Source organism: Porphyrobacter sp. THAI-01a, assembly GCF_056868655.1.
This window is the reverse complement of record NZ_CP180579.1, coordinates 34962-50588: the sequence shown is the minus strand read 5'-3', so window position 1 is coordinate 50588 and position 15627 is coordinate 34962. Positions and strand designations below refer to the sequence as shown.

At 70.4% G+C, this 15627-nt stretch carries 17 protein-coding genes; 7 read left to right on the top strand and 10 right to left on the bottom strand.

Annotation, left to right across the window (positions count from 1 at the left end):
- Window position 1: 1 nt before the first annotated feature.
- Window positions 2-1036 carry a KpsF/GutQ family sugar-phosphate isomerase gene (locus ACMX37_RS00255; RefSeq protein ID WP_483146977.1) on the bottom strand — a complete coding sequence of 345 codons (1035 nt, stop codon included), beginning with the start codon at window positions 1034-1036 and terminating at the stop codon, window positions 2-4.
- Window positions 1037-1106: 70 nt separating this feature from the next.
- On the opposite strand from ACMX37_RS00255, the gene ACMX37_RS00250 reads away from it, so the two are divergent.
- Window positions 1107-1784 carry an HAD family hydrolase gene (locus ACMX37_RS00250; protein WP_483146976.1) on the top strand — a complete coding sequence of 226 codons (678 nt, stop codon included), beginning with the start codon at window positions 1107-1109 and terminating at the stop codon, window positions 1782-1784.
- On the opposite strand, the gene ACMX37_RS00245 is transcribed toward ACMX37_RS00250, so the two are convergent.
- Window positions 1764-2393: a sterol desaturase family protein gene (locus ACMX37_RS00245; RefSeq protein ID WP_483146975.1), complete on the bottom strand. Its 630-nt coding sequence runs from the start codon at window positions 2391-2393 to the stop codon at window positions 1764-1766. The genes ACMX37_RS00250 and ACMX37_RS00245 overlap by 21 nt on opposite strands.
- Window positions 2394-2624: 231 nt before the next feature.
- Here ACMX37_RS00245 and ACMX37_RS00240 point away from each other — a divergent pair, with 231 nt between their 5' ends.
- Window positions 2625-3359 (top strand): SDR family NAD(P)-dependent oxidoreductase, encoded by a 735-nt coding sequence (locus tag ACMX37_RS00240; protein ID WP_483146974.1) that lies wholly within the window; start codon window positions 2625-2627, stop codon window positions 3357-3359.
- Here the strand turns inward: ACMX37_RS00240 and ACMX37_RS00235 are convergent.
- Window positions 3339-4820 (bottom strand): LTA synthase family protein, encoded by a 1482-nt coding sequence (locus ACMX37_RS00235; protein ID WP_483146973.1) that lies wholly within the window; start codon window positions 4818-4820, stop codon window positions 3339-3341. The genes ACMX37_RS00240 and ACMX37_RS00235 overlap by 21 nt on opposite strands.
- Before the next feature lie 203 nt (window positions 4821-5023).
- On the opposite strand from ACMX37_RS00235, the gene ACMX37_RS00230 reads away from it, so the two are divergent.
- From ACMX37_RS00230 to ACMX37_RS00220, 3 genes are read left to right on the top strand one after another with little or no spacing between them, the layout of a single operon-like run.
- A complete protein-coding gene (locus ACMX37_RS00230) occupies window positions 5024-6283 on the top strand; it encodes a capsule biosynthesis protein (protein WP_483146972.1) in 1260 nt (419 codons plus the stop codon).
- A gap of 10 nt (window positions 6284-6293) precedes the next feature.
- Window positions 6294-6638 carry a hypothetical protein gene (locus ACMX37_RS00225; RefSeq protein WP_483146971.1) on the top strand — a complete coding sequence of 115 codons (345 nt, stop codon included), beginning with the start codon at window positions 6294-6296 and terminating at the stop codon, window positions 6636-6638.
- A gap of 36 nt (window positions 6639-6674) precedes the next feature.
- On the top strand, window positions 6675-7688 hold the full coding sequence (locus ACMX37_RS00220) for an NAD-dependent epimerase/dehydratase family protein (RefSeq protein WP_483146970.1): 1014 nt from the start codon (window positions 6675-6677) through the stop codon (window positions 7686-7688).
- Between the two features lie 3 nt (window positions 7689-7691).
- Here ACMX37_RS00220 and ACMX37_RS00215 read toward each other — a convergent pair whose 3' ends face one another.
- Entirely contained in the window at window positions 7692-8240 is a 549-nt protein-coding gene (locus ACMX37_RS00215; protein WP_483146969.1) for a hypothetical protein, read from the bottom strand.
- A 158-nt stretch (window positions 8241-8398) separates the two neighbouring features.
- Between ACMX37_RS00215 and ACMX37_RS00210 the strand changes: the two genes are divergently transcribed.
- Window positions 8399-9688, top strand: coding sequence for a nucleotide sugar dehydrogenase (locus ACMX37_RS00210; protein ID WP_483146968.1), 1290 nt, complete (start codon window positions 8399-8401; stop codon window positions 9686-9688).
- A gap of 95 nt (window positions 9689-9783) precedes the next feature.
- Window positions 9784-10809 carry a phytanoyl-CoA dioxygenase family protein gene (locus tag ACMX37_RS00205; RefSeq protein WP_483146967.1) on the top strand — a complete coding sequence of 342 codons (1026 nt, stop codon included), beginning with the start codon at window positions 9784-9786 and terminating at the stop codon, window positions 10807-10809.
- A 75-nt stretch (window positions 10810-10884) separates the two neighbouring features.
- Here the strand turns inward: ACMX37_RS00205 and ACMX37_RS00200 are convergent, their stop codons facing one another.
- The 6 genes from ACMX37_RS00200 to rsfS form a co-directional block, all read right to left on the bottom strand.
- Window positions 10885-11406 carry a demethoxyubiquinone hydroxylase family protein gene (locus ACMX37_RS00200; protein WP_088912827.1) on the bottom strand — a complete coding sequence of 174 codons (522 nt, stop codon included), beginning with the start codon at window positions 11404-11406 and terminating at the stop codon, window positions 10885-10887.
- Window positions 11407-11446: 40 nt separating this feature from the next.
- Window positions 11447-11902, bottom strand: a complete 456-nt coding sequence (locus ACMX37_RS00195) for a disulfide bond formation protein B (protein ID WP_483146966.1) — start codon at window positions 11900-11902, stop codon at window positions 11447-11449.
- A 7-nt stretch (window positions 11903-11909) separates the two neighbouring features.
- Window positions 11910-13283, bottom strand: coding sequence for a S41 family peptidase (locus ACMX37_RS00190; protein ID WP_483146965.1), 1374 nt, complete (start codon window positions 13281-13283; stop codon window positions 11910-11912).
- 131 nt (window positions 13284-13414) lie between these two features.
- A complete protein-coding gene (locus ACMX37_RS00185) occupies window positions 13415-14647 on the bottom strand; it encodes a murein hydrolase activator EnvC family protein (protein WP_483146964.1) in 1233 nt (410 codons plus the stop codon).
- 7 nt (window positions 14648-14654) lie between these two features.
- Entirely contained in the window at window positions 14655-15077 is a 423-nt protein-coding gene (locus ACMX37_RS00180) for a 23S rRNA (pseudouridine(1915)-N(3))-methyltransferase RlmH (protein ID WP_483148433.1), read from the bottom strand.
- 178 nt (window positions 15078-15255) lie between these two features.
- Complete coding sequence (gene rsfS / locus ACMX37_RS00175; RefSeq protein WP_483148432.1) at window positions 15256-15609, bottom strand: ribosome silencing factor; 354 nt, start codon at window positions 15607-15609, stop codon at window positions 15256-15258.
- Window positions 15610-15627: the final 18 nt, after the last annotated feature.

Below are 15627 nucleotides of genomic sequence, written 5' to 3'. Positions count from 1 at the left end.
CTCAGGGTGCGGCTCCGGGAACGGGCGGCACGGCGATATCATAGATCTGCACGGCACCGAGCGGAATCCGCGGCTGCCGGTCGTCCACCACGAAAAGCACGGTGATCCGGTGCGTGTTCATCAGCTCGAGCGCCTCCTGCACCCGCGCGGTGCGGGCGATGGTGCGCGGGGCGTCGGTCATCACGTCGGCTGCGGTGCCGAACACCACGTTGCGGGCATGGCGCCGCAGGTCCCCGTCGGTGATGATGCCCGCCAGCTGGCCCTCGTCGTCGACCACGCCGGCCACGCCGAGGCGCTTTTCGGTCATGGTCACCAGCACGTCGGGCATCGGCGTCCGCAGGCCGACCAGCGGCAGGCGGTCACCCGAATGCATCACGTCCTCGACGCTGCGCAGGAACAGGCCGATCTCGCCGCCCGGATGCAGCGCCCGGATGTCGGACCCCGACAGGCCGCGCGCACGCATCGCCGCCACCGCGAGCGCATCGCCGAGCGCGAGCATCATCGTCGAGGAGGTGGTGGGCGCGAGGCTCGAGGTGCAGGCTTCCTCGACCTTGGGGAGGAGCAGGCCAAGATCGGCAGTGCGCATCAGCAGCGAGTTGGGATTGCGCGACACGCCGATCACCGGGCAGCCGATGGCCTTGGCATAGATGCACAGCGGCTGCACCTCGACCGTGGCGCCGCTGTTCGAGAAGACGATCAGCACGTCGCCCGAACTGACCATGCCGACATCGCCGTGCGCGGCTTCGGCAGCGTGCACGAAGAGCGCCGGGGTGCCGGTCGCGGCGAGGGTCGCAGCGATCTTGCGCGCGACGTGGCCCGACTTGCCGATCCCCGAGACGATCACGCGCTGGCGGCAGCCGAGGATCATCTCGACCGCGCCGGCAAAGGCGTCACCGATGTGGTCGGCGAGCTGGTGGAGCGCGTCGGCCTCCATCGTGATGACGCTGCGTCCGACCTCGAGATGCCTGTCGCGGGCGGTGGGCGCGGCAAGCGCACCCTCGGCCTCGGCGCGCCGTTCGGAAGATAGATGTTGCAATTACCCCTCCATGAAGTGTCAGAGTGCACGGCGCGACCCGAGGCATCTCAAAAGGCTGGCTTATCGTCCTGTGGTTATCCGGAACATCATTTTCGACCTAGACGGCACGCTGATCGACAGCGCGCGTCTGACCGGAGCGATCGTCGACCGGATGCTGTCCGAACGCGGCGCGTCGGCGCGGGCCGACCGGGCGCTGATCCGGCGCATGGACGCGGTCGGCGGCACGGCGATGATCGCGGCCGCGCTGGGCGCCCATTCGATCGATCCGGCGCGCGAGATCGAGGAGTTCCGGGAAATCCACCGCACCATCGCTGTGCCCGCCGACCTGCCCTTCCCCGGCGTGCCCGAGACGCTGGCAGCGCTGGAGGCGGGCGGCATCGGCATGGCGATCTGCTCCAACAAGCCGCAGTTCCTGTGCGACAGGATCCTGGGCGAGCTCGGCCTTGCGGGGCATTTCGGGGCGATTGTCGGCAGCGCCCCGGAGCGCCCCCGCAAGCCCGACCCGCACAGCGCGATCCTCGCGCTGGAGGGCCTTGGCGGGACGAGCGCCGACACGCTCTACTGCGGGGATTCCGCGATCGACTGCGCCACCGCCCGCGCCGCCGGGCTGGAGCCCGCCCTGGTGGCATGGGGCTACGGAACCGCCGAGGCGCTCGAGCGCGAACCGGGTACGCCGGTTCTCGAAACGATGACGGCCCTGCGTGATGCTGTCCTCGCGCATGGCAGGCTAGGACTTGCGGACCGGTGAGATCCGGGTCGCGAAGATCCGGTCCCAGATCATGCCGGTGATGGCGTAGTTGCCTTCGACCTTGAGATGATGGTGGCGCATGTGATGCGTCTTGAGCATCCGGGCGATGCGGCCCTTCATCGGGAACTGGTGGCAGGCGAAGTGCACCAGGTCATAGGCCACGTAGCCGGTCATGAAGCCGAGCAGGAACCATGTCCCCTGCGGGCCCAGCGCCCAGGCCGACAAGGCCCAGACCGCAAGGCCCACCGGGATGCTCACGACCGGCGGCATGAGGTTGCGCAGCGGATCGTTGGCGTCGGCATGGTGGTTGGCATGGATCACGAAGATCGCCTGCTGCAGCATCGGCGAGCGCGGTTCGAAATGGAAAACATAGCGGTGCAGCGCATATTCGGTGAGGGTCCAGACGATCAGCCCGGCACCGACCAGCGGCGCGGCCCAGAGCGTCGGCGCGACATGGAACCCGACGAGGGCAATCGCGGGGAGCAGCACGGCCCAGACGGCGAGAAAGGCGCCGAGCGGAATGACCGTCAGCTTTTCGAGCCACGGATTGCGGAACAGCCTGAGCCGGTCGGGCGAATTGCGGTCTGACACTTTACTGACCATTTCCATCACCCGCACACGCCGCGACCGGGAGCGGCTGCGACAAAACCGCGGTATCACGATAAGAAGCAAAATGGTTATTCTTTTGCATTCATTTCGGCTCGGTTTTGGAACGGATAATCGCGCGCATTTGTTCCGGCGTCTCCTTCTAACTCAGCAACATACCGCATTTGCGAAACATCATGGTGTGACGGTTCTGTGACAAATTCGGCTTCTCCCTCTGCAGGCGCCCGGGCCCGCGTGCTCGTCACAGGTGCTTCCGGCGCGCTCGGCCGTGCGCTGGCGCTGCGGCTTGCGCGGCCCGGTGCCCGACTGTCCCTGTGGGGACGCGATCCGGCCGCGCTCGACCGCCTTGCCGCGCAGTGCCGCGCGGCCGGGGCCGAGGCCGACGTCTGCGCGCTCGATCTGACAGATACGGATGCCGCTCTCATGGAGTTGCAAACGCGGGACGCGGCCGATCCCTTCGGCATCGCCCTGCTGGTCGCCGGGCGGGGCGACACGCTGCCTCCGGGCGCGCTGGTCGAGCCGCCGGGGCAGATCATCCGGCTGGCGCAGACGAACTTCGTTGCCCCGGCGGCGATGGCCGCGCTGCTGGCGGACCGCATGGCGGCGCGCGGCAGCGGACGGATCGCGCTGGTGGGCACCGCCGCCGCGTCGCATTCCCTGCCCTTCGCGGCGGGCTATGCGGGGAGCAAGGCCGGTCTTGCGCGCTTCGCCGATGCCCTGCGGCTGGCGGTGGCGGGGCGCGGGGTGAGCGTCACGCTGGTCTCCCCCGGCTTCTTCGCCGACGAAGCGGCGCTCTCCCGCCCCGGCGAGATCGCGGCGGGCACGGTGGCGGAGCGGATGATCGCGGCCGTCATGGCCGGCAGGGCCGAGCTGGTGGTGCCCCGCCGCTTTCTGCTGCTGCGCTGGTTCGACCGCTTGCTGCCGCGCCCCTTGCGCGACCGGGTCCTGCTATCCCTCCGCCTCCCCTAGGCGGATCGCATCGAGGATCGCGTGGTGCAGCGCGGCCGGCGCGAGGTCGCGCGCCTCGCCGCTTCCCGCGATCGGCGTGCCGTCGGCGGCAAAGCGCAGTAGGACATAGGGGGTGTGACGCTCCGCCCCGGGCTCGCTCGCGCCGGGGATGCTCGGGCGGTGATCGCCGAAGAAGCACAGCGTCACCGGCCGGCCGAGGCGCGGGAGTTCGTCGAGCAGGCGGGTCAGCATCGCGTCGCTGTGGGCGAGCAGCCTGAGATAGGGCACGATCAGCCGTGCCTCCTCGCCGCGTTCGGCGGGCCAGGGACCGTGGTTCTCGATCGTCACGGCATAGACCAGCCCCGCCCGCGTGCTGTCCTGCGCCAGCGCGAGGATGCGGTCGGTCATCGCCGCATCGGTGACATAGCGCCCCTCGCCGGGCGCGGGCGGCGCGAAGGACTCCTCGCCCACCAGCGCGTCGAAGCCGCTCGCGGGCATGATCCGGTCGCGGCCATAGAAGCGCATGTCGTGGGGGTGGACGAACCAGCGGTCCCACGCGCCGTGGTCGAGCCGGTTGGGCAGCGCCCAACTCGCCTCGCGTGCAGCGGTGAGGAAGGGGTCGAAGCGTCGCATCCCCAGCCGTTTCTCGGGGAGGCCGAACAGGACGCCATATTCGGTCCGCATCGTGTAGGCGCCGAAGCCCGAGACCGCGAGGCGGCCGGCCTGCCACGCCATCGCGCGGGCGCGCTCGAGCCCGGGCAGGGCGAGCGCCGGGTCGCCGAACATCTCGACCGGGTCGGTGAAGCTCTCGCACTGGACGATCACCACCAGCTGGCGCGAATTGCCCGCGAGCGGGGCGGCATCGCAGGGCTGCGGGTCGGGCGAGGCGCGCCAGGCGCGCCAATGCGCGAGCAGGCAGGGCACGAGGCCGAGCCGCGCGACATCGGCCTCGGGATCGGGCACGGTGGCGAACCCCGCGCGGACAAGCCGCGACAGCGCCAGTGCGAGGGCCGTCCCTGCGCCGAGCGCCAGTCCTGCTCCGGCCAGACGGGGCGCGAGCGCCGCGTTCGAGAGCAGCACCAGCGTCACCCCGAGCCCGCCGAGCCCTCCCGCCAGCACCGCCACCTGCCACGGCCTGAGCGCCGAGAGGTAGAACTGGGGATGCTGGAACACCGCGCCCAGCAGCGCGAAATCGCTGAACACCAGCGGCTCGCCGAGCACCCGGCGCTTGATGTTGGAGATCAGCGAGAGCGCCGCGGCCAGGATTCCGACCCCTGCCGCTGCCACCAGCGGCGCGCCGGTGAGGGCCAGCAGCAGGCCAAATCCGCTCAGCGCCGCCAGCAGCAGCGCCGCCCGCCCGCCCGCCCTGCGCCCGCCGGCAAGGCCGGGGCCGCGCGGCGCCGCGAAGGCATCGGCCAGCACCGCCAGCACGGCTGTGAGCAGGAGCGCGAGCATCATGTCGGGCAGCAGCCCGCCCATCATCCTGCCTCTTTCGCAGGGAAGGCCGTGCGCCTGCGGCAAGGCTCCGCCATCCGCCCGGATTGTCCGCTTCTCATACCCGTGCGCTAAAGTCGATTTGTACCCGAAATCAAAACAAAATGTCGTCAGAGCATCGACAAGCCCGCGGCCAAGGGACTAGGGCGGCAGGCAGAAAGACCGTTCACCCGCATGAGCCAGACCCCCGCATGAGCGCCGTTACCGTCCCTCCGCCCGCTGCGGGGCCCGTGCAGGCCGGGCGCCGGGTGATGCTGCTCCAGGGGCTGATGGGGCCCTTCTTCCAGCGACTGGGCAAGGGCCTGCGCAAGGCGGGGCACGAGGTCTTCAAGGTCAATTTCAACGGCGGCGACCGGGCCTATTGGGGCCTGCCGAACGGGATCGACTACAAGGGCACCCTCGCCGATTGGCCCGCGACCTTCGCCGGGCTGCTGACCACGCACCGCATCACCGACGTGATGCTGTTCGGCGACTGCCGCGACCACCACATGGGTGCGGTGGAGATGTGCCGGGCGCACGGCGCGACCGTGTGGGTGTTCGAGGAAGGCTATATCCGGCCCGACTGGGTGACGATGGAGAACGGCGGGGTCAACGGCCACAGCCAGCTCTCGCGCGACCCGCAATGGTATCGCGACCGCGCCGCGCAGCTGCCGCCCGTGCCGCAGCACCGCAAGGTTCCCTCGTCCTTCCGCCGCCGCGCGATCCAGGGGCTGTGGTACAACACCACCGACGTGCTCACCCGCTGGCGCTATCCCGGCTGGGAGACCCACCGCCCGTGGCACCCGCTGGTCGAAGGCGTGGGCTGGGCGCGCAAGCTGATGCGGCGCGACGAGCGCAGGGCGCAGGGCGAGGCGCTGCTTGCGCGCCTGCAGGACGGGCAGGCGGGCTATTTCCTGTTCCCGCTCCAGCTCGATTCCGACGCGCAGATCCGCCTCCATTCGCCCTTTGCCGGGATGATCGAGGCGATCAAGCTGGTGCTCCAGTCCTTCGCCGCGCACGCGCCGGCGGACAGCCGCCTCGTCGTCAAGGAGCATCCGCTCGACAACGGGGTGCGTGACTGGCAGCTCGAGACCGCCGATCTCGCCCGCCGCTTCGGCATCGCCGACCGGGTGGACTACCTCGCCTGGGGCGACATCGAGGCGATCGCCGAGGGCGCGCTGGGGATGGTCACCGTCAACAGCACCAGCGGCACGCTCGCGCTGGCGCGGGGGGTGCCGGTGGTGGTGCTCGGCAAGGCGGTCTACGACCTCGCCGACCTCACCTTCCAGCACGGGCTCGACCGCTTCTGGACCGAGGCCGTCCCGCCCGATGCCGCGACCTTCGCCGCCTTCCAGCGGGTGCTGATCGACCAATGCCTGATCCCCGGCGGCTTCTTCTCCGACGAGGCGCTCGACAAGGTCGTCACCCATGCCATCGCGCGGTTCGAGGGCCGGCCGCTTATGCCGGATTGAGGGCCGGACGATGGACTTCAGCCTGTTCGAGCACGCGCTGGTCGCCGCCATCGTCCAGATCCTCATCGGCCTGCTGACCGGCAAGTGGTGGGCGGGCGGCGCGCTGCCGACCGGCTATTTCATCGGGCGGGAGATGGCGCAGGCGGAATATCGCTGGATCGAGCAGCTGGGCACGGGCCTGCGCGCCGACATGCCATGGAACGCCGCCTTCGACCCGCGGGTGTGGCAGACCGCCGACCAGACCGCCGACTGGCTCGGCCCACTCCTCGTCACCCTCGCCATCGCCCTGATCGCGCCGCGCATCACCGCCCATCGGGGTGGCGGCGCGCTTGACGACACTCCGCATCGCCCATAGCCGCCGGATCAGGCACCGCACAGGAGACCGCCGCGCGTGAGGACCATTCTCGTCACCGGATCGGCCGGGTTCATCGGCTTTCACCTCTCGCAGTTGCTGCTGGAGGAAGGCTTCCGCGTCGTCGGCTATGACGGGATGACGGACTATTACGATGTCCGGATCAAGCAGCGGCGCCACCAGATGCTGCTCCAGCACCCGCACTTCACCTGCACCGAGGGGATGCTCGAGGATTTCGACCGCCTCCACGCGCTCGCGCTGGCGGAGAAGCCCGACGTGATCGTCCACCTCGCCGCGCAGGCGGGGGTGCGCTACAGCCTCGAGAACCCGCGCGCCTATGTCGATGCGAACCTCGTGGGCACCTTCAACGTGATGGAGTGCGCGCGCGAGCTCGGGGTCGATCACCTGCTGATGGCCTCGACCTCGTCGGTCTACGGCGCCAACGAGGACATGCCCTTCACCGAGGTCCAGAAGGTCGACACGCCGCTGACGCTCTACGCCGCCACCAAGAAGGCGAACGAGACGATGGCGCATTCCTACGCGCACCTGTGGACGCTGCCGACCACGATGTTCCGCTTCTTCACTGTCTACGGGCCGTGGGGCCGACCCGACATGGCGCTGTTCAAGTTCACCCGCGGGATCCTCGAAGGCACGCCGATCGACATCTACAACGCCGGCGAGATGTACCGCGATTTCACCTATGTCGCCGATCTGGTGCGCGGCATCCGCCTGCTGATCGACGCCGCCCCGGTGCGGCCCGAAAGCCCGGACGACATCGCCCCGGGCGACAGCCTCTCGCCCGTCGCGCCCTTCCGCGTGGTCAATATCGGCAATGGCGAGAAGGTGCGCCTGATGGACTTCGTGGAAGCCATCGAGGCCGAGTGCGGGCGCGCGGCGGTGAAGAACTTCCTGCCGATCCAGCCGGGCGACGTGCCCGCGACCTGGGCCGATGCCTCGCTGCTGAAGTCGCTCACCGGCTACGCGCCGCAGACCCCGTTCCGCGAAGGGGTCGCGCGGTTCGTGGCGTGGTACCGGGACTATTACGGGGTGTAGGGCCTACTTCGGCGGCGGCGGGAGCTGGCCTTCGCCGGGCAGCTCGGCCTGCCGCTCGCGCTCGAGGCGCTGCATGTATTCGCGCTCGATCATCTCGACCCGCTCCTGCTCGGCGGCGGCCTCGGTGTCGATGGTGGAGAGACGCTCGGCCCGCGCCTTCTCGATCAGCTGGCCGAAGCGCACGCCCTCCGCCTCCTCGCGGTCCTTGGCCCAGGCCTCGACGAACTTCTGGGTGCAACCCGTGAACCCGCCCGCACCCGCCGGCGAGCAGCTCATCGTGCCGAAATCGCCGACATACTTGATCTGGTCGACCTGCCGCGCGAGCGACTGGTTCTTGGGGTTGTCGGAATAGCGCAGGTTGGAGGGGATGCGGTACCGCTCCTCCTCGACGAGGATCTCGCACACCACCACTTCGCCTTCCTTGGCGACGGGGCATTCGGATTCGCTGTAGGCGATCACCATGTTGATCTTCTCGTTCGCGCCCTGCGCGGCAGCGGGGCCGGCCGCGACGAAAGCGGCGAAGGCGGCGACGGGGACGATCAGGTGCTTCATGGCGCGGGGATCCTCTGGCGGTGCGCGAACGGCGCGGACAGACCATTGCCCGCGACCGGGGGCGCTTGTCTAGCCCGCGAGGGCTGAACCGGGCGTGAAGCGGGCGCGTTATGCGTGGTTAGCGAAATCTTGAGGCCTCGCCGCCTATGCCCCCGCGCATGGAAGAGAAAATCGCAGTCGTGGGCCTCGGCTATGTCGGGCTGCCGGTCGCCGTGGCGCTCGCCGAGCGGCTGCGACCCGAGGGCGCGCGCGTCATCGGCTTCGACATTGCCGCCGCCCGCATCGCGCAGCTCAGGGCCGGCGAGGACGCGACCCGCGAGATCGACAGTGCGCGGCTGACGTCATGCGGCCTTGAAGTCTCCGACGATCCCGGGGTGCTCGAAGGCGCGGGGGTGATCATCGTCACCGTCCCCACCCCGATCACCGACGAGCGCCGCCCCGATCTCACCCCGCTCGAACGCGCCTGCGCGACCATCGGCCCGCGCCTGTCGAGGGGCGCGCTGGTGGTGTTCGAATCGACCGTCTTCCCCGGCGTGACCGAGGACATCTGCGGGCCGTGGCTGGCGCAGCATTCGGGCCTGGTGCAGGGCGAGGACTTCGCGCTCGGCTACAGCCCCGAGCGGATCAATCCGGGCGATCACGTCCACCGGCTCGAGACCATCACCAAGATCATCGCCGCCGACAGCCCCTCCGCGCTCGAACGGATGCGCCGCGTCTATGGCGCGATCGTCGATGCCGGGCTGCACGAGGCGCCCTCGATCAAGGTCGCCGAGGCGGCCAAGGTGATCGAGAACACCCAGCGCGATCTCAACATCGCGCTGATGAACGAGATCGCGCTGATCTTCGACCGCATGGGCCTCGCCACGCGCGACGTGCTGGCGGCGGCGGGGACGAAGTGGAACTTCCTGCCCTTCACCCCCGGACTCGTCGGCGGGCACTGCATCGGGGTCGATCCCTTCTACCTGACGGCGGCGGCGGAGCGGCTCGGCTACCGGCCCGAGGTGATCCTCGCCGGGCGGCGGATCAACGATTCGATGGGGCAGGCGATCGCGCAGAAGGTGGTCAAGCTGCTGATCGCGAACGGCGTCTCCCCCTGCCGCGCGCGGGTTGGCGTCATGGGGCTGACCTTCAAGCAGGACGTGCCCGACATCCGCAACTCCAAGGTGCCCGACATCCTCGCGGAGCTGCGCGAATACGCGATCGAGGCGCTGGTGAGCGACCCGCTCGCCGATCCGGCGGCGGCGGCGCACGAATATGGCATCGCCCTCAGCCCGCCAGAGGAGCTTGTGCAGCTCGACGCGCTGGTGCTGGCGGTGAACCACGCGGTCTACCTCGCCGACCCCGCGGACCTCGTCGCCCGCGTGCGCGAGGGGGGCGTGCTGGTCGACGTCAAGAGCGCACTCGACCGGGCGATGCTGCCCGGGGAACTGGTCTACTGGAGCCTCTAGGGCGGCGGCAGGTGTCCGATCCCGCTGGTATCGTTGACCTTCGCACCCGCCCTTCGTAGATGGCGCGGGTGAGTAGTCCTGCATCCCGAGGCCTGATGGCGCGTGCCGGAAGAGTGCTGCTGACGCCGGTCTGGGCGCTGCAACTGGCGACCGGGTACAAGAGCTTCCTCGACAATCCGCTGATCGGATCGCGCCGCCTCAACGGCCTCGGCCTGCACGTCGGTCGGGTGCGGCTGGCGGACGCCATGTGCCGCTGGCGGCGGCGGCGGCTGGCGCGCAAGGTCCGGCCCGAATGGCGCGAGGCCTTCGACCGTGACGGCTTCGTGGCGATCCCCGATATCGTCCCCCCGGCCGAATTCGCCGCCCTGCGCGAGGCGCTGCTCGCCTATCGCGGCCCGGCGCGCGAGATGCGGCAGGGCGATGCGATCACCCGGCGCATGGCGATCGACCCGCCGATGCTCGACGCCGTCCCCGCCCTGCGCCGCCTGCTCGCGCGCGAGGACATCGTCGCCCTGTTCCACTACGTCGCGAGCTACCGCATCGCCCCGCTGCACTACATCCAAACCATCGTCAGCAAGGCGGGCGGGAACGAGCCCGACCCGCAGGAGACGCTGCACGCGGATTCCTTCCACGCCTCGCTCAAGGCGTGGCTGTTCCTCAATCCGGTGAGCGAGGAGGACGGGCCCTTCACCTATGTCCCCGGCTCGCACCGCTTCACGCCCGAAAGGCTCGCCTGGGAACGCGGCCGCAGCCTTGCCGACCCGAAGGCGATCGACCGGCTCTCGGCCCGCGGTTCGCCGCGGATCGGCGAGCGCGACCTCGCGGCGATGAAGCTGCCCGCCGCGCGCGCGCTGGCGGTGCCGGGCAACACGCTGGTGGTGGCCGATACGGTCGGCTTCCACGCTCGCGGCCCGTCGAGCCGCGCGGGCGAGCGGGTGGAGCTGTGGTCCTATGCCCGGCGCAATCCCTTCCTGCCGTGGCTCGGCGGCGATCCGACCAGCCTTCCCGGCATCGCCGAGCGCCGCGTGGCGGTGGTGTGGGCCGCGCGCGACCGGCTCGCCAAGTGGATCGGCCAGCCCTGGCACCCCGTCGGCGAGCGGACCCCCACGGACCAGACCTGAAGAACCGTCCCACGGCCCGCAGGGCCGCGAGCGCACGCGCGCGAGCCGCAGGTGCCCGGGGAGCCGGGCAGAAAATCAGAGTCTTTCGCTGACCTTGATCGCGATACGGCAGCCCAGCCGGATCGCGCCGGCGAGCAAGGGATAGGCGGGCGCCCGCTCGGCGCCATTGGCGAGCGCCGAATCGCGGTGCTCGCGCTCCTCCTCGCGGAATTCCTCGATCATCGCGGCGAGCTCGGGATCCGCGCCGGTCGCCTGAAGGCGATCAAGCTGCTCGGAATAGTGCTTGTCGATCTCGGTCTCGACCGCGGCGGTGCAGGCCATCGCCGCCTCCGGGCCGAGCAGCGCGGTGCCCGCGCCCAGCGCATAGCCCGCCGCCGACCAGAAGGGATGGAGCGCCGTCGGGCGCACCCCGCGCTTGGCGAGCAGCGCATCGAACTTCGCGCGGTGCTCGGCCTCCTGCGCGGCCATGTGGCGGATCTCGGCCGAGTGCGGCCCGCGGTCGCCCATCACGGCAAGCTGGCCTTCATAGATGCGGGTCGCGCCGAATTCCCCGGCCTGGTCGACCCGGATCATGCGGTGGAGTTCGTCCCTGTCCATCATCGGCTCCTTTGCTGGGCGGCCTGTGCTGTGCCCGACCCTACTTCCGATACGCGGCGAGCGCCACAATGGCCGCACCCGCGATGCTCGAAATCAGGAAATTGAAGCCCGCAAGGCTGATGCCCCACAAGGTCCAGGGTGCCACGTCGCAGCGGATCAGCGGCGCCGCTTTGAAATCGAGCACGTCGGTGCCCGAGACCGGCGCGGCGCATCCGGTGATGCCCTGCCACCAGCCATATTCGACCCCGGCGTGGAAGCCGCCGATCAGCCCCGAGGTCAGGATCGCTAGGCCTGCAAGCGCGGTCCACACCTGCGGCGGCTTCGCCACGAAGGCGACCAGTCCCAGCGCCACCGCCGCGAAGTGGGGATAGCGCTGCCACCAGCACATCTCGCAAGGGTAGAGGCCGAAGCCGTATTGCGACACGTAAGCCCCGCCCAGCAGCGCCGCCGGCACCAGCACGGCGAGCGCGCGGGCCACACCCAGTCTGTCCGTCATCGCTGCCTCAGGGCTTGGCCGGAGCCTTGGGTGCCCCGGGGGCCGGACGCAGCGCCACGGTGCTCTTGGTGGTGCGGCGCAGCGTGTCCAGCGCGTAGTTCAGCTGGAAATCCTTGATTCCCTGCTCCTCGAGCTGCGCGGCGGTGAGCTGGAAGCGCGGATCGGCGATCTTGTCCGCCTCCATCTCCTCGTCCTTGATGCCGAGCTCGTTGATGAGGTGGCCGCGCAGGTCGCTCTCGCGGGTCTGGTACTTGGCGCGCAGCGCGTAATCGGGGTCGGAGATCTGCGGCACCGCGATGTCGGGCTTGATCCCGCCCTCCTGCACCGACTTGCCCGCCGGAGTGTAGTAGCGCGCCGTCGTCAGCTTGAGCGCGGCGTCCTTGCCGAGCGGCAGCAGCGACTGGACCGAGCCCTTGCCGAAGCTGCGCTCGCCCATGATCAGCGCGCGGCGGTGATCCTGCAAGGCGCCCGCGACGATCTCGGAGGCCGAGGCCGAGCCCGCGTTGATCAGCACGATCATCGGCACGCCTTCCGCCATGTCGCCGCGATAGACGGTCTCGGCATCGTAGAGCATCGTCTCGCCCCGCGCGCGGCCGCGCTGGCTGACGATCCGGCCATTGCTGAGGAACAGGTCCGACAGCGCCACCGATTCGTCGAGGCTCCCGCCCGGGTTGTTGCGCAGGTCGAGCACCAGCCCGTTCACGCGCCCGCCGGGGGCCTTCTTCCGGATCTCGGCCCAGGCGGCATAGACATCCGCGCCGACATTGGCCGAGAACTCGTTGACGGTGATGACGCCGATATTGCCCGCGGCGAGTTCCGAGGTCACGGGTTCGAGCTCGATCACCCCGCGGGTGACGGCAAGCTCGAGCGGCTCGGTGCGGCCCGGACGGAAGATCGTCAGCGTGATCGAGGTGCCCTTGGGCCCGCGCATCTGCGCCACGGCGTCATCGAGCTTGGTGTCGACGATCAGCTTGCCATCGAGATGCGTGATGAAGTCGCCGGCCTTGATCCCGGCGACCTCCGCCGGGCTGCCGCGGAAGGGCGAGACGACCTTGACCGCGCCGTCCTCCATCACGACCGACAGGCCGAGGCCCGAATATTGCCCGTCGATCATCGTCTCGAGCCGCTGGAGATCGCTGCCGTCGAGATAGGCCGAGTGCGGATCGAGCGCCGCCAGCATCCCGTCGATCGCGCCGCGGATCAGTTTCTCGTCCTCGACCGGCTCGACATAGCTCGCCTTGACCCGCTGGAAGACCGCGAAGAGCTTGGCGAATTCCGGCCCGGCCCGGCCATCGACCTGCGCCATCGTGGCGGTGGTGGCGGGGATCAGCGCGACGGCGGTGACCAGCGCGGCGCTGCGCAGGAGAGCGGCGATGTTCATGAGGCGGGAGGCTCCTTTGTCGCACGAATGTATAGGTTTGCCGAGCTTAACGCCAGATAGACACGCCTCGACGCGTGCATGTGCTCCGGCGAGGGACAGGCAGGCCGCGAAACCTTCCGTGCCCGGCGGGATTAGCGCAGGTATTGCAAGGGGTTGACCGGCTTACCGCCCTGGCGCAGCTCGATCGTCACGGGCTCCTTGCCGCCGCTCGCCCGCCCGAGGGGGCTGCCGCCGATCACCGTGTCGCCGACCGCAACCTCGACCTCGGCGAGCCCGGTGACGAGGCTGGTCCAGCCGCCGGCGTGCTCGATGATGACGATTCGCCCGAAGCCGCGATAGGCCCCCGCAAAGGCGACGCGCCCGCGCGCGGCCGCGACGACCTGCGCGCCCGGGGCGGGGGCGAGCGTGAGGCCGGTCGAGGCGAGGCCGCTCTCCCGCCGCGCGCCGAAGCCGATCAGCGTGCGGCCCTGCACGGGGAGCTGGAAGGCGGCCGGCGGCGGGGCGCTGGCGCTCGGGGCGGGGACGGGCGCCGGGTCGACGGGAAGCGCGGCGGCGAGGTCCGTGGGGCGCAGCACCGGCCCCGGCAGGGCGGCGAGTTCGCTGCGCAGCGCCGCCACCTCGCCGAGCTTGCCGACCAGTCCGTCGAGATCGCGCGCCTCCTCGGCCAGCGCCAGCGCGCGCTCGGCCTCGCGCAGCGCCGCCCCCCGCGCCGTGCGCGAGGCGAGGCGCTGGCGGCTCTCGAGCGCGGCGAGTTCGCTGCGGCGCTGGCGCAGCACGTCCTCGCCCTCGCGCAGCTGGTCGAGCGCGGCGGCGGCCTGACTTTCGAGCGCGCGGCCCCGTTCGAGCTCGCTGCGCAGCGCCGCGGTGCGCCGGCGAATCTGCGGCACCGCGCTCGCCATGACGGCACGGACATGGACGACGTCGGTGAGCGATCCGGGTTGCAGCGCGGCCAGCGCCAGCGGGCGGCGGGCGGCGGTCTGGAGTGCGGCGGCGAGGCGGGCGGTCGGCTCCTGCTTGGCGGCGAGCCTTGCCGTCAGGCGGGCGCGCTGGTCCTTCGCGATGGTCAGGCGGGCGCGCGCGGCCTCGATGTCGGCTTCGGCCTGCTGGATGCGGGCGGCGAGCGCGGCGGCCTCGCTGGCGGTCTTCTGCGCGGCCTCGGTCGCGGCCTCGGCCTCGGCGGTGAGCCGCGCGGCGCGGCCCTCGGCGAGGCGGCTTTCGCGGGTGGCGCGGGCGAGCGCGGCCTCGGCCTCGGCCGGTTCGAGCAGCGCAACCGCCGGCGCGGCCAGCGTCGCGGGCAGCGCGAGGCCCAGCGCCGTGGCCGCGGCGCAGATCGCCGTGAGGGTCAGGAAGTTCGCGCCCCGCATGGCGACGTCATGCCCGATGATAGGGATGGCCTGCAAGGATCGTGGTGGCGCGGTAGAGCTGCTCCATCAGCATCGCCCGGGCCAGCATGTGCGGCCAGGTGGCGGGTCCGAAGGCGATCAGGAGGTCGGCGGCGGCACGTTCGGCGTCCGAATGGCCGTCCGCCGCGCCGATCAGGAAGCGGGTCTCGCGCACGCCCTCATCGCGCCACTTGCCGAGCAGCTGCGCGAAGGCTTCCGACGTCATGGCCTTCCCCCGCTCGTCGAGCAGGACGGTGCGGTGGGGGGTGAGCGGGTCGGCGGCCTTGCCCGCGCCAGTATCGGGCCATTCGGTGAGCTTCACCGGCCATGTCAGGCGCTTGGCATAGCGATCGACCAGCTCGCCCTCCGGCGACCGGCCGATCTTTCCGCGCGCGATGATGTGGAGGAGAATAAAGCCCACCCTCTAACTTGCAGAGCGATTTCGGTCCGCGTGCGGACCGCAAGGGCGAACGCCCGCCCGCAGCGATGCGGCCCTCAGGCCGCGTGAGCGAGGATTTCGCAGCCCGGATGGGCTGCGGAACACAAGGCTCACCGGGGACGGGCGCGCGGAGGCGCCCCCGCAAAGAAAATCAGTTTCTACCCAGCATCGACGTTTCCGACCCCTCGAAGCTCCACATCCGCTCGAGGTTGTAGAAGCTGCGCACCTCGGGGCGGAACAGGTGGATCACCACGTCGCCCGCGTCGATCAGCACCCAGTCGGCGGCCGGAAGCCCCTCGACCCGCGCGTGGCCATAGCCTGCCTGCTTGATCTTCTCGGCGAGCTTCTGCGCCATCGACGCCACCTGGCGGGTCGAACGCCCGCTCGCGATCACCATGTGATCGGCGATCGAGCTCTTGCCCTCGAGCGGGATCGAGACGACGTCCTGCGCCTGATCATCGTCAAGCTGGGCGAGCACGAGCGCGTGCAGCGCGGCCGGGCCCATGTCAGAGCGCGCCAGCGC